General features: G+C 71.0%; 9 protein-coding genes. 6 read left to right on the forward strand and 3 right to left on the reverse strand.

The window, feature by feature from the left end; genetic code table 11:
- Window positions 1–304: 304 nt before the first annotated feature.
- The 6 genes from AC1C2V_RS19245 (at window position 305) to AC1C2V_RS19270 (ending at window position 6,940) form a co-directional block, all read left to right on the forward strand.
- On the forward strand, window positions 305–814 hold the full coding sequence (locus tag AC1C2V_RS19245; protein WP_495391264.1) for a gamma carbonic anhydrase family protein: 510 nt from the start codon (window positions 305–307) through the stop codon (window positions 812–814).
- Window positions 815–1,570: 756 nt separating this feature from the next.
- On the forward strand, window positions 1,571–2,569 hold the full coding sequence (locus AC1C2V_RS19250) for a carbohydrate ABC transporter permease (protein ID WP_495391265.1): 999 nt from the start codon (window positions 1,571–1,573) through the stop codon (window positions 2,567–2,569).
- Window positions 2,569–3,492, forward strand: coding sequence for a carbohydrate ABC transporter permease (locus AC1C2V_RS19255; RefSeq protein WP_495391266.1), 924 nt, complete (start codon window positions 2,569–2,571; stop codon window positions 3,490–3,492). Before AC1C2V_RS19250 ends, AC1C2V_RS19255 begins: the two co-directional genes overlap by 1 nt.
- Window positions 3,489–4,862, forward strand: a complete 1,374-nt coding sequence (locus AC1C2V_RS19260; protein ID WP_495391267.1) for an extracellular solute-binding protein — start codon at window positions 3,489–3,491, stop codon at window positions 4,860–4,862. Before AC1C2V_RS19255 ends, AC1C2V_RS19260 begins: the two co-directional genes overlap by 4 nt.
- Before the next feature lie 50 nt (window positions 4,863–4,912).
- A complete protein-coding gene (locus tag AC1C2V_RS19265) occupies window positions 4,913–5,902 on the forward strand; it encodes a Gfo/Idh/MocA family protein (RefSeq protein ID WP_495391268.1) in 990 nt (329 codons plus the stop codon).
- 30 nt (window positions 5,903–5,932) lie between these two features.
- Entirely contained in the window at window positions 5,933–6,940 is a 1,008-nt protein-coding gene (locus tag AC1C2V_RS19270; protein ID WP_495391269.1) for a Gfo/Idh/MocA family protein, read from the forward strand.
- 126 nt (window positions 6,941–7,066) lie between these two features.
- On the opposite strand, the gene AC1C2V_RS19275 is transcribed toward AC1C2V_RS19270, so the two are convergent.
- The 3 genes from AC1C2V_RS19275 to AC1C2V_RS19285 form a co-directional block, all read right to left on the reverse strand.
- Window positions 7,067–10,477 (reverse strand): GH92 family glycosyl hydrolase, encoded by a 3,411-nt coding sequence (locus tag AC1C2V_RS19275; protein WP_495391270.1) that lies wholly within the window; start codon window positions 10,475–10,477, stop codon window positions 7,067–7,069.
- 91 nt (window positions 10,478–10,568) lie between these two features.
- Window positions 10,569–12,434, reverse strand: a complete 1,866-nt coding sequence (locus AC1C2V_RS19280) for a glycoside hydrolase family 2 protein (protein WP_495391271.1) — start codon at window positions 12,432–12,434, stop codon at window positions 10,569–10,571.
- 100 nt (window positions 12,435–12,534) lie between these two features.
- Window positions 12,535–13,656 (reverse strand): LacI family DNA-binding transcriptional regulator, encoded by a 1,122-nt coding sequence (locus AC1C2V_RS19285; protein WP_495391272.1) that lies wholly within the window; start codon window positions 13,654–13,656, stop codon window positions 12,535–12,537.
- Window positions 13,657–13,811: the final 155 nt, after the last annotated feature.

A 13,811-nucleotide genomic window follows, 5' to 3' on the forward strand; every position in this document is an offset into this window, starting at 1 on the left:
CCGAGATCACCGCCGCAGCACTCGTGCTACTCAACCTTCAACGCGGGACCCGGCGATCACGCTGGTGAGAAAACCTCTCAGTCGCACTCGCCGCCTGAGAACTGCTGTCACCTATCCGTGCAGCAGTCCCATCGCACGGGTGAGGTCGGGCATGTCCACACGGGGGGTCGTGGCAGCGAGACCGGCGGACGACGGACGTTTTTGTCACGGAGACACTCCGCTGCCTCGCGTCGCGCGGAGCCGGCGATACTGTTGCGCGATGGTTGATATTCATCCGACAGCGTGGGTAGCTCCATCGGCAGTGGTGACCGGAGACGTGACAGTCGGCGCGAACTCGAGGGTGCTGCACGGTGCGGTCCTCAACGGGGACCTGGGTCGGGTCGAGGTCGGCTCGCACGTTGTGGTGATGGAGCACGCACTCCTTCGGGGCCGCGCGGACCACCCGGTGCGGGTGGGGGACTTCGTCCTGGTCGGCCCGCACACGCATCTGAACGGTGCGTGGATCGATGACGAGGTGTTCATCGCCACGGGTGTCTCCATGTTTCCCGGCTCTCGTACCGGCACGGGCTGCGAGCTACGCATCAACAGCGTTCTCCACGTCAACTCGGTCCTCGAACCTGGGACGACGGTGCCCATCGGATGGATTGCCGCAGGGCGCCCGGCGCAGCTGTTCTCACCCGATCGACACGATGAGCTGTGGGCGGTCCAGGAGCCGCTCGACTTTCCCGGAACGGTCTACGGCGTCCCGCGGGGCACGCCGATGCGCGAGATCATGCGCCGCCAGTGCGGTGCGTATGGGAGCCAAACCAGGTAGCCCGGAGAGTCCTCGACGATCCGGCCCTCGCGAACGCGGATCAGGTTGACACCGCGGACGCGGTCCTGCGTTCCGTCGCCCCCACACCAGGAGCCCGGCGCCGACGTACCCAGCCCCCGGGCACCGCCGCCCCGATCCCCTGGACGCCGCTGCGCACGTCGCCGTCCCGTCCGGCCGGCTCGGCAGCACCCAGTTCTCGGAGCATGTCGTCCAGCGCCGCGCCGATGTTCCACGTCCGCAGCCGGGTCCTCGCCAGGGCGCGCGAGCGAGCTCTTCAGGAGCGGACGGGCGAGCAAGTCGACCAGGGAGACCGTGATGTGCGCGGGGTCCAGATGGGCCCCGGCGGGGAGCATCGCGCGGGTTCCACCTGCATGGACATCGCGGGCTTGCCTGGCCGGTGGGTGTGCACCGGTGCCCCGCGCACCAGCCCGCGGTCGATCAGCCGCCGGGTGATCTGCGAGACCCGCCTGACGGGAGAGGCCGCAGCGTTCCATCAATTCCGACTGGTCGATCCCGTCCCGCGACACCCGGATCGCCCGCGCACGACGAGCTCGTTCCGAGCCCCACCTGCGGCATCGTCGTCGCGCGCATCGCGCTCCCTCGGTCGGGGTTCCTGATGGGCCCTTTGAATATATCCATCAGTATGAGTAATGTTCCGGCGCGTAGGACGCAGTGGTCCACGTCACCCTCTCGGTGCTGCGGCCCGTGTCCGGCCCGCGACGGACAGTGCTCCGCCGCCGTACCGAAGGGAGAACGATGACTGCGACCGGACTGACGGCCAGAGCCCCTGTAGGGGTCGCCCCACCGGACGCGGCGGAGAGCGCGACCGGCGGGCCACCACCGAAGCGCACCCGTCACAGGCTCTCGCGGGCCGACAGGCGCGACCTGGCCCTGGGTCTGAAGTACATCTCGCCCTGGCTCATCGGGATCCTGGTCTTCGTCGTCTACCCGGTCGGGTACTCGATCTACCTGAGCCTCACCCGCTACTCCGGCATGGGGTCTCCGACCTGGGTGGGTCTCGGGAACTACGTCACCGCGTTCGCCGACCCCCTGGTCAGCAAGGCGGCGAGCAACACGATGTTCTTCGCCCTGATCGCCGTGCCGCTCGGCCTCGTCGTCTCACTCGTGCTCGCTCTCGCGATGAACCAGAACGTCCGCGAGGTCGCCTTCTATCGCACGATATTCTACGCCCCGTCGTTGATCCCCGCGTTCGCGATGTCGTTCATCTTCATCGTGTTCCTGAACCCGCAGTTCGGCGCTTTCAACCAGGTGCTCAACCTCTTCGGCGGCTCGAACGTGAACCTGCTCGGCGACCCGACCGGGGTGAAGATCGCGATCATCCTGATGGCGCAGCTCGGCGCGGGGAACGCGGCGCTGATCTTCCTTGCCGGGCTGCGCAACGTCCCCAAGACGGTCTACGAGGCGGCGCGCGTGGACGGCGCCGGCCCGATCCGGCAGTTCCTCTCGATCACGCTGCCCCTGCTCACCCCGGTGCTGCTGTTCAACCTGATCACCGGCGTCTCCGGCGCCCTGCAGGTCTTCACCGAGGCGTACATCGTCACCAACGGGACCGGCGACCCCGACGCGGGCGCGCTGTTCTACATGATGTACCTCTACAAGAACGCCTTCGGCTTCGCGGAGCTGGGATATGCCTCTGCCCTGGCAGTGCTGCTGTTCCTCGCCGGTCTCGCCCTGGCCCTGTTGATCTTCTGGGCCTCGCGGCGGTTCGTGAACTACGACGTGGAGGCTTCCTGATGAGCACGACGACCCGCACGGACACCCCGCAGAGGCGCCGGAGCCCCGCCCGCACCACGGACGAGGATCAGCTGAACCGGCGGGCCGACGGGACGCGTCGCCCGTGGTACAGCACCGTGTTCGCGCGCGTGGTGATGGTGGCCCTGTCCATCCTCTTCCTGCTGCCGCTGTACTGGATGATCATCTCGGCGCTGAAGTCGGACGAGGAGCTCGCGAAGTTCCCTCCGACGTTCATCCCCGAGTCGTGGCAGTTCAGCAACTTCGTCGACGCGGTGGCGGCCATGCCGTTCCTGCAGTTCTTCTCGAACTCCGCGATCATCACGATCTCGGTCGTGATCTTCTCGGTGATCTCGAACTTCATCGTCGCCTACGGGTTCTCCTGCCTGAAGTGGCCCGGGCGGGACCTCATGTTCTACCTGGTGATCGCGACGCTCTTCCTGCCGTTCCCGGTGACCCTGATCCCCATGTTCGACATGTGGGCCCGCCTCGGGCTGGTCAACACCCTGTTCCCCTTGATCATCCCGGCGATGTTCGGCTCGGCGTTCTACGTGTTCCTGCTGCGCCAGTTCCTCCTGCAGATCCCCAAGGACATGCTCGACGCCGCCCGGATCGACGGCGCGCGGGAGTGGACCATCCTGTGGCGCCTGGTGTTCCCCACGGCCAAGCCGGCGCTGACGACCGTCGCCATCTTCGCGGCCGTCGCGTCCTGGAACGACTTCATGGGACCGCTGATCTACCTGCAGGACGAGAGCGTCCAGACCCTCTCGATCGGCCTGCAGTCGTTCCGCTCCATGCACGCGCAGGACGTCTCGTTCAACCAGCTGATGGCCGCGTCGTTCCTCGTCATCGTGCCGCTGCTGATCCTGTTCTTCGTGTTCCAGCGCTACTTCATCCGGGGCATCACCATCGGAGGCTTCAAGTGATCTCACGCCGCACCTTCTTGAGCGCTGCCGCGGCGTCCGCCGCGGCCCTCTCCCTCGGGGCGTGCGCGCCCCGCGGGTCCTCGAACGACGCCGTCATCCGCTACTGGGGCATGGGCGCCGCCGACGCCGACAAGGACGTCAAGGTCATCGACGCGTTCAACGCCACGAAGGCCGGGTCCAGCATCAAGGTCGACATCAACCAGGTGCCCAGCAACGGCGTGGCGGACATGAGCCAGATCATCACCGCCGTCCGCGGCGGGACCGCCCCGGACGTCTGGCAGATGGACCGGTTCAACGCCGTCCAGAACGCCTCCATCGGGCTGCTCGAGCCGATCGGGGGCCTCATCGAGAAGTACGAGGACGTCTCCGTCGAGGAGTTCACCTCGCAGTGGCTGCAGTTCTCCATCGACGAGCTCACGTACGACGGCCAGCTGTACGGGCTGCCGATCAACACCGACGCCCGCGGCATCATGTACAACGAGAAGCTCCTGCGTGAGGGGGGCATCGACCTCGACATGTTCGACCCGGAGCAGCACGTGCTCACCTGGGACGAGATCCGCGAGGTCAGCCGCAAGCTCACCAAGTCCGACTCGCACGGCAACTTCGAGACCCTCGGGTTCGTCCCCTGGGACGGCGAGGGCTGGCCGTACACCTGGGCCTTCGGGCTCGGCGCGAACCTCTACTCGAACGAGACCGCGGCGGTCACCCTGGACTCGCCGCAGTGGCGGTCCGTGTTCGACCTGTACGCCGACTGGGCCGAGGAGTTCCCCTACGCCAAGGCCGACGCTTTCTTCGCGACCTACCAGCCGCCGAACGCCCCGCCCAGCCAGACCGCCATCTTCAGCGAGCGCCTCGCGATGTCGACCACCGGCCCGTTCTCCATCCGCAGCAACGAGAAGTACGCACCGGACCTGCCGCTGAAGTTCACCTGGCTGCCGGTCGGCGCGGAGGGCGACGAGACCTACTCGTGGTCCGGCGGCGCCTCCCTGGTGGTGCCCAAGGGCGCCAAGATGACGCGGAACCTCTGGGAGTTCATGAAGTTCTACACGGGGTACGAGGGCCAGAGCATCGTGCAGCCGCTGCTCGGCGATCTGCCGACGAACCTGGAGACCATCCAGGCCCGTCATTACAACCCCAAGGCCGAGCTGTTCCGGCAGATGCTGCCGACCTCGACGTCCCGGCCCCCGCTGCCCGTGGGCTCCGTGGCCTGGGACACGCTCCAGCGCTCCCGGAGCTCGGTGATCATCGGGTCGGCGACACCGCAGGAGGCCATCGCCAACAACCAGCTGAGCGTCGCCCCCAAGATGGCGCTCTTCAAGGGCTATCAGATGCCCGCGACGTACGGGCAGAACAGCGTGATCCCGAGCTGAGCCGCACCCGACACACCCACTGGGACACACCCCTGAAGGAGCAGTACCTGATGACCACCCCCCTGCGGATCGCCGTGCTCAGCGCATGGCACGTGCACGCCGAGGAGTACGGGCGCGCCGCCCTCGACCACCCCGACACCGAGCTCGTCGCCGTCTGGGACGACGACGCCGAGCGCGGCCGTGACCTCGCCGAGCGCCTCGGCGTCGCGGCCACGACCGACCTCGACGCGCTGCTGGCGCGCGAGGACCTCGAGGGCGTGACCGTCACCGCTGCCACCAGCGACCACGTCGAGGTGATGCTCAAGGCCATCGCCGCCGGCAAGCACATCTTCACCGAGAAGCTGCTCGCCCCGACGGTCGCGGAGTGCGACAAGCTCATCTCCGCCGCCCGGGACGCGGGCGTGCGGCTGACCGTCTCCCTGCCGCGGCTCACACACGGCTACACCCTGGCCCTGCGCACGATCCTCGACGCCGGCACCCTCGGCCGACTCACCTACTCGCGGGTCCGCCTGGCCCACGACGGCTCCACCGCCGACTGGCTGCCCGCGCGGTTCTACGACGCCTCCGAGGCGCTCGGCGGCGCGTTCTCCGACCTCGGGGCGCACCCCGTCTACCTCACCCAGCTGATCCTGGGCGACGAGCTCACGTCCGTGCGGTCGACCTACACCGATCAGACCGGTCGCGGCGTCGAGGACAACGCCTCGGTCACCGTCACCACGCCCGACGGCGCGATCGGAGTCATCGAGACCGGCTTCGTCACGCCGGCCAGCCCGTTCACGATCGAGGTCCACGGCACCGAGGGGTCCGTGCTGTTCGGCTTCGAGACCGACGACGCCGGCGAGGCCGTGCTGCGCCTGACCACCGGCGAGGGCTCGTCCCGCGTGGACCTGCCCGCCGACCAGCCGATCCTCTTCGCCCAGTGGGCGGACTCGATCCGGGCGGGCGCGACCCTCGAGGACAACCTGGCGCGGGCCCGGTCGCTGACCGCGCTCGTCGACGCCGCGAACTCCGACGCCGCGCGCTCCGACGCACAGCACTGAACCGCACCGCACCACAGAACTGGACCCACCATGACCGTGACATCCCCCGTCCGCATCGGCCTGATCGGCGCCGGCGGCATCGCCGGCGCCCACCTCGCGGGCTACGCGACGATCCCCGACCGCGTGCAGGTCACCGCGATCGCCGACGCCGTGCCCGAGACCCTCGCCCAGCGGGTCGAGGAGACCGGCGCCCGCGCGTACTCCGACTTCACCGAGCTGGTGAACGACCCGGAGGTCGACGCCGTCGACATCTGCCTGCCGCACCACCTCCACAAGGCGGCGATCGTCGCGGCGGCCAAGGCCGGCAAGCACATCCTCTGCGAGAAGCCCCTGTGCCTGTCCGCCGAGGAGGCGGCCGAGGTGCGCGCCGCCGTCGAGGCGGCCGGCGTCACCCTGATGTGCGCGCACAACCAGCTGTTCATGCCCGCCGTCGCGAAGGCCAAGGAGGTCATCGACTCCGGCGTGCTCGGCGACGTGTACGAGGTGCGCACCACCGACTCGTTCCACAACAACTTCGACCCCGAGAACATGGGGTGGCGCGCCCACACCGCGACCAGCGGCGGCGGCGAGTTCATCGACACCGGCTACCACCCGACCTACCTGCTGATGCACCTGGCGGGCGGGCGCCCCGTCAAGGCCTTCGCCATGATGTCGACCCACCGCCTGACGTTCATGGAGGGCGAGGACTCTGCCCAGGTGCTCGTGCGCTTCGACAACGGCAGCGTCGGCCAACTGGTGACCTCCTGGGCCTACGACGCCGCGCCCGGCACCGACCGGTTCAGCGTGGTCGGCGAGAAGGGGTCGCTCAGCTCGGACGGCACGACGCTGCGGGTGAAGCTGCGCGGCGAGGACGAGCAGGTCTTCGAGCACGAAGACGTGAACACCTTCGCGGCCGAGATCGCGGACTTCGTCGACTGCCTCGAGACCGGCCGCCGCCCGCTGAACACCGAGGACGAGGGGATCGCCGTGCTCGGCATCATCCTCGCCGCCTACGAGAGCGCGCGCACCGGCGCGGCGGTCGACGTGATCGGCGTCTGACGCGAGTCACCTGACACGTCACGACGACGCTGGTTGAGCCTGTCGAAGCCTGCTGGTTGAGCCTGTCGAAACCCGGTTTCGACAGGCTCAAGGTTTCGACAGGCTCAACCAGCGAAGCCGACAAGCTCAACCGGCGGGTGCGGCGAGCAGCTCGATCTGGGCCAGCCGCAGTGGGCCCTCGCCGTCGCTCCCGGTGATCACGAGGCGCACGCGGCGGAACGGCGCCGGGCTCGCGACCTCGAACGGCCGCGTCTGGCGGGCCCACCGGAACCGCTCGCCCGACCGCTCGTCGAGCACGGTCCACGACGCGGCGTCGTCCGCCCCCTCCAGCCGCCACGACGACGGCGACGCGCCGTCGACGCCCGAGGTCAGCGTGTACCGGACGACGGCCGCCGACGTCTCGCCGGTCCAGGTGATCGTGGGAGTGCGGCCGGCGAACACCAGGGACGTCGCCGACGTGTCGTCGACGAGCCGCGTCGCGGGGGTCGCCGCGCCGCCGTCGTCCACCACGACCGTGCCGTGCCCCCGAGCGAGCCCCGTGACGTCCGCGAGCGGGGCGGGCGGCGCGTCGCCGGTGGTCAGCGAGGGCGGGGCGTCCTCCGGGCGGGTGCCCCAGTCCGACGGTTCGGGGCCCATGACGAACTCGAGCGTGGCGCCGCCGGTGAGGTCGGCGTGGTCGAGGCTCGTGGACGTCCGGGGCTCGCCGTCGACGGTCAGCGACTGCACGTAGACGTTCGCGAGCGAGTTCCCGCGGGCGCGGACCACGAGGTCGCCGTCGGGCCGGTGGATCGTCACCTCGTCGAACAGGGGGGACCCGACGGCGTAGCGCGGCGACCCGACCTGCAGCGGGTACAGCCCGAGCGCGGCGAACAGCCACCACGCCGACATCTCGCCGTTGTCCTCGTCCCCGGGGTAGCCCTGGCCGATCTCGCTGCCGACGAAGAGTCGGCGCAGCGCCTCGCGCAGGATCCGCTGGGCCTTCCACGGCGCCCCGACCGCGTCGTAGAGCCACGGGATGTGGTGCGACGGCTGGTTGCTCACGCCCCACATGCCCATCCGCACGTCGCGGGCCTCCGTCATCTCGTGGATGACCTGCCCGTACCCGCCCACGTGGGTGCCGTCCTCGGGCCGCGCGAAGAACTCGTCGAGCCGCGCCTCGAGCCCCGCCCGGCCGCCGTAGAGGTTGGCGAGCCCCTGCGGGTCGTGCGGCGCGTGGAACGCGAAGTTCCACGCGTTGGTCTCGGTGAAGACGCCGCCCCAGTCGTCCGGGTCGAAGTCCTCCGGCGCGCCGGCGAACGTCCCGTCCACGCGCCGCGCCCGGAAGAAGCGGACCGCCGGGTCGAACACCGCGCCGTACTGCGCGGCCCGGTCCAGGAGGTAGGCGGACTCCTCGCGCAGGCCCGCGCGGCGCTCGCCCGGCGTGGCCGGGTCCTCGGCCAGCGCGGCCGCCATCGTGCCGATGCCGAAGTCGTTGATCAGGCCCTCCAGGCCCCACGACACGGACTCGTGCACCTGCTCGGGCGTGTAGCCCAGGAACGCCGACGCCTCGAGCCCCTTGCGCCCGACGGCGTCGTGCGGCGGGGCGACGGTCGCGTTCTTCAGCGCGGCGTCGTACGCGTCGAGCGCGACGTCGGCGGGCAGGGCGCCCTTGAGGTAGGCGTCCGCGAACGCGACGTCGGAGCTGGTGCCCGTCATGAGGTCCGCGTAGCCCGGCGACGACCAGCGGGAGACCCAGCCGCCGTCGCGGTACTGCTGCACGAACCCGTCCGCGAGCTCGCCGGTCAGCCCGGGGTAGAGCAGCGCGTACGCGGGCCAGGCGGTGCGGTAGGTGTCCCAGAACCCGTGGTTGACCGCCATCGTGCCGTCGACGACGGCCGCTCCGGTCGCGGTGTCCGTGGGCTCGCCGACGGGCTTCGCGGTGGGGCTCGCGTACCGGAACCGCGGCTGCTCGGCGGTGCCGACGTTCTCGGTCTGCGAACTCGGGTACAGGTTGAGCCGGTAGAGGTTGGAGTACAGCGTGACGCGTTGGTCCGGCGTCGCCCCCGCGACCTCGACGACGCCCAGCCGCTCCGCCCACGCCGCCCGCGCGGCGTCCTGGACGGCGGCGAACGACCGGCCCGCGACCTCCTGCGCGAGGCTCGCCCGCGCCTGGTCGAGGCCGATGAACGACGTCGCCAGGCGCAGCTCGACCGCCGGCTCCGTGGCGGTGTCGAACGTCGCGTAGAGCGCGTGCGTGCGGTCCCCGGCGGCCCGACCGACCGCGGTCGGGGCGCGGTCGAACGCGCCGGCCACGAACATGCGGGAGCGGCCCACGGACAGCGGGCTGCCGTCGTCGACCCAGCCCGAGACGGTGCCGTCGTCGGGGTCGATCGCGAGCCGCGCCTCCCCGCGGGCCGTGCCCACCGTGTCGAGCAGCACATGCCCGGCATCGGCAGAATGGCCGGCCCCGAAGCCGAACCGCAGCACCGCGCCGTGGTCGGTGGGCGTGGCCTCGAGCGTGACGCCGCTGGCGAAGGTCACGGCGTACAGGTCGGGCCGGGCGGTCTCGTCGGCGTGGTCGAACGGCAGCCCGCGCTCGCTCAGCGTGGCCGTCGGCACACCCTCCCCCGAGGCCGGGTGCACGACGAGCTGGTTGCGGTCGCCCATCCACGGGCTCGGCTGGTGCGAGGCGCAGAAGCCCTGCAGCACGGGCCGGTTCTCGGCGTCGTTGGCCCGGTGGTACTCATACAGCCAGCGCCGCGATCCAGCGTCCGTCATCGGCACCCAGAGGTTGAACCCGTTCGGCACGGCCGTCGCAGGGGCGTTGTTGCCGCGCGAGAAGCCGCCGCTCGACAGGGTGCCGCGCCGGGTGTCGACCAGGTCGACGAGGGCGTCGCCGCCCGGGTGTCCCGGGAGGAATGCCGGCTCGGCCGTGAGCGCGACGTCGTCGACCCAGCCGGCGACCTCCGTGCCCGCCGTGCCGCCGGGGTTGTCGTAGCTCAGCAGGATCGCGTCGACCGTCCGGCCGTCGGCGACCGCGCCGACGTCGACCCGCACGGAGTTCCACTGGTCGGCGTAGAGGATCTTGCCCTCGCCCTGGGCGCGCGCGGACGCCCCGGTGCCGTGCGCGTCGGTGGCCGGGAGGTCCGACAGGAGCGTGCCGTCGGTGAACGCGAGGTCGATCGTGACGTGCGTGGACGGGTACCGCAGGTCACCCCGCAGCTCCGGCAGGACGACGTAGCTCAGCCGCGTGCGCGGGCCCACGGTGATGCCGAGGTCGCGGTGCAGCACGTGGGTGGCGCGCGCCGGCCCGTCGGCGACGTGCACGCCGGACCAGTGCAGCGCATGCCGGCCGGTGAACCCCACCCCCGGCTTGTGGGCGAGGGCGGTCTCCGGGCCCGTCCCCACGGTCGTGACCAGCGTGCTCGCCGCGCGCCGGCCGCGGCCCGCCGCGACGTTCAGCGTCCACGGCGCGCCGTCGCGCACGAGGGGTGTCGACTCCAGCGGCGCCGGGTCGCCTGGCTCGAACGAGGTCGCGAACGAGGTGCGGTGCGTCATTGCTTCTCCTGCCGGTCGCGATCGCCTGTCGAGCCGGTCGAGACCATGCGGGGTCTCGACCGGCTCGACCACGGGCGGGGGTGGTCGTTGCTCAGCCGGCGTCCTTCTCGAAGGCGGCCGGGCGCACCTGCACCGCGCGCACCCGGTCGACGTCGAGCTTTTCGCTGCGGTCGAACCGGTAGATGCCGTTCTGCTCCTGGAACACGTCGGTGAGCTGCGTGTAGCAGTAGCCGAACATCAGCGGGTCGTCGAGCAGGGCGTCCGTGAGACCGGCGAAGCGGGAGTGGAACTCCTCCTCGTCGGCCACGCGCTGACCGTAGCCCCACGACTCGGTCCGGTCGTCGCCCGCGGCCCGCGCCGCCTCCTCGGGGTTCCACCAGATGCCGCCGTACTCGCTGCAGAAGTACGGCTGGCCGCGGTAGGGCAGCGAGATGGGCCCGTTGTCGTTCGTGTTGCCCCACGGCTGGTCGGTCGCCAGGCCCGCCATGTCGCTCGCGAACGCCGCCGGGTCCTGCTCGTAGTGGTGCGAGTCCCACACGTCGGTCTCGAGCACCCGGTGCGAGTACCCGCTGGCGTCGAGCACGGGCCGGGTCGGGTCCGCGACCTTCGTGGCGAGGAACATGCTGCGCGTGACGTCGTCGAGCTGGGTGATCCGGTCGTGCAGGTCCTGGTGCGTCTCGTTGAGCGGGCACCAGCCGATGATCGACGGGTGCGAGAAGTCGCGCTCGAGCGCCTCCAGCCACTCGGCGACGAACGACGTCGTGGGCTGCTGGTGGTCCTTCGAGCTGCCGAAGCCGCCGGAGCCCCAGTCGCCGAACTCGCCCCACACGAGGTAGCCCAGCCGGTCGGCGTGGAACAGGAAGCGCTCCTCGAAGACCTTCTGGTGCAGGCGGGCGCCGTTGAACCCGGCGTGCAGGGACAGCTCGATGTCGCGCAGCAGCGCGGCGTCGCTCGGGGCGGTCATGAGCGACTCGGGCCAGTAGCCCTGGTCGAGCACCAGCCGCTGGAAGACGGGCTCACCGTTGATCCGGATCGCCTTGCCCTCGATCGCGACCGAGCGCAGGCCGGCGTACGACCGCACGGAGTCGACGACCTCGCCGGCGGCTTCGCGCAGCTCGACCTCGACGCCGTACAGGTGCGGGTCCTGGGTGGACCAGGGGCGCACCCGGTCCGTGGGGATCACGACGCGCACCGACGGCGCGAGGTCGAGGTCGGCGGGGGTCGACTCGGTGGCGACGACGCCGTCGGCGTCGCTCACCGTCACGGTCACGGTGTGGCCACGGCGGTTCTGCGTGAGCGGGATGCGCACGTCGAGCGCGCGGCCGCCGAGGTCGGGGGTGATGCGCGGGCGGCGCAGGCTCGCGGCGGGCACCGGCTCCATCCACACCGTCTGCCAGATGCCGGTGGTGCGCGTGTAGTGGCAGTCGTGGTTGCCGTACTGGCCCGACTGCTTGCCGCGCGCCTGCGGGATGCCCCGGTGGTCGCGGGCGCGGACCACGACGGTCACCGTGTCGCCGGGGGCGGCGACGCCGAACAGGTCGGCGGTGAACGGCGTGAAGCCGCCGCGGTGGCGCACCACCTCGGTGCCGTCCACCCACACCGTGGTGTCGTGGTCCACGGCGCCGAAGTGCAGCAGCACGTGCGCGTCGTCGCCGACGGCGGACCAGTCGGCGGGGACGGTCACCTCGCGGCGGTACCAGACCGCCTCGAGGAAGTCGGTGTTCTCCACCCCGGAGAGCTCGGACTCCGGGGCGAACGGCACGGTGATGGTGCCGGCGAGCGGCCGGTCGCGCAGGCCGCGCTCCAGGCCGGAATCACCGGGGTCGATCTCGAAGTCCCAGGAGCCGTTGAGGTTCAGCCACCGGTCGCGCACCACCTGGGGACGCGGGTACTCCGGGCGGGGGACGGTGCCGCCGGTGGGGGCGGAGGGGGGGTCGAGGCGATCGAGGACGGACATCGTGGTGCTCCGTTGCATGGACGACAGTTCCGCGGATGATTCAACCTTCCCGACAAGAAGTATGCAACGTTGAACCACCGGGGGTCTCCTGGGCATGCGGTCAGGCCGTCGCCGCGGCCGGCCGGCTGCTCTCGCGCACGAGGAGACGGTGGGCGACGACCACGTCGACCGCCTCCCCGGCCTCGCCGTCGAGGCGCCCGTCGACCTGCGCGATCACTCGGTCGACGGCGGTCTCGGCGATGGCCTGCAGGTCCGGTGCGACGGTGGTCAGCGACGGGTTGGAGTACCGGCCGTCCTCGGTGTTGTCCCACCCAGTGACCGCGACGTCCTCGGGCACCCGCACCCCGTTGAGGCGCAGCGCGTAGAGGGCGCCGAGCGCGAGCTCGTCGTTCGCACACACGAGCCCGTCCACCTGGTCGATCCGGGGCAGCGCCGACTCGACCGCCACGACCCCCGCCGGGCGCGAGAAGTTCGTCACCGGCACGACCCAGCGCGGGTCCACCTCGAGCCCCTGCGCCGCGTGCGCCTCGCGGTACCCCCGCAGCCGCAGGGCGCCCGTGCGGTCGTCGACGGGCTCCGCGCCGACGAACGCCAGCCGTCGGCGGCCCGTCGTGAGCAGGTGCTCGGTCACCTCCCGCGCGGCCCGGACATTGTCGATGCTCACGTGGTCGGTGCTCCAGCGACGGTCGTGACCTGGGTCGTCGCGCTCGCCGAGCAGCACCATCGGGGTCTCCCGGCGCACCTCGGCGATCTCCGCCGGGCCGATCGCCAGGGGCGAGAAGATGATGCCGTCGATCGCCTGGACCGAGAACCCGCGCGCCACCTGGAGCTCGGCGTCCCGGTCGGTGCGGGTCTCCTCGATGAGCACGCGGTAGCCGCGGGCGCCGGCGACCTCGATCACGATGTGCGCCAGCAGCGAGAAGTACGGCGAGTGGGCCCACGGGACAGCGAGCGCCAGCGTGTTCGTGCGCCCCCGGCGCAGCTGGCGGCCCGCGAGGTTCGGGCGGTACCCGAGCTCGGCGATCATCGCCTCGACCTTGGCCCGGGTCTCCTCCCCGACCCTCCCGGTGCCGTTGACGACGTTCGAGACCGTCTTCCAGGACACCCCCACGGCGGCCGCCACGTCCTTGATCCCGACCCGGCCCGTGCCGCGACCCCTGGTGCCCGGGGACACCGTCGCGCGAGGCGCCGATTCCCCGCTCCGCCCGTCCTGTGCTGCCATCCACCGGCCCTTTCCTCGCCCGCCGTGGCGCGGCGTCGCACGCGTGCTCCCGCCCTCTTGACGGCCCGTCACCGCTAGTCCATCGTGGTCCCACGTTGGAGCGCAACGTTGCACTCATGGAGGGTCGATGCAGACCAAATACCGCAGGTCCGGGG

This window comes from Isoptericola sp. Y541 (assembly GCF_059445465.1).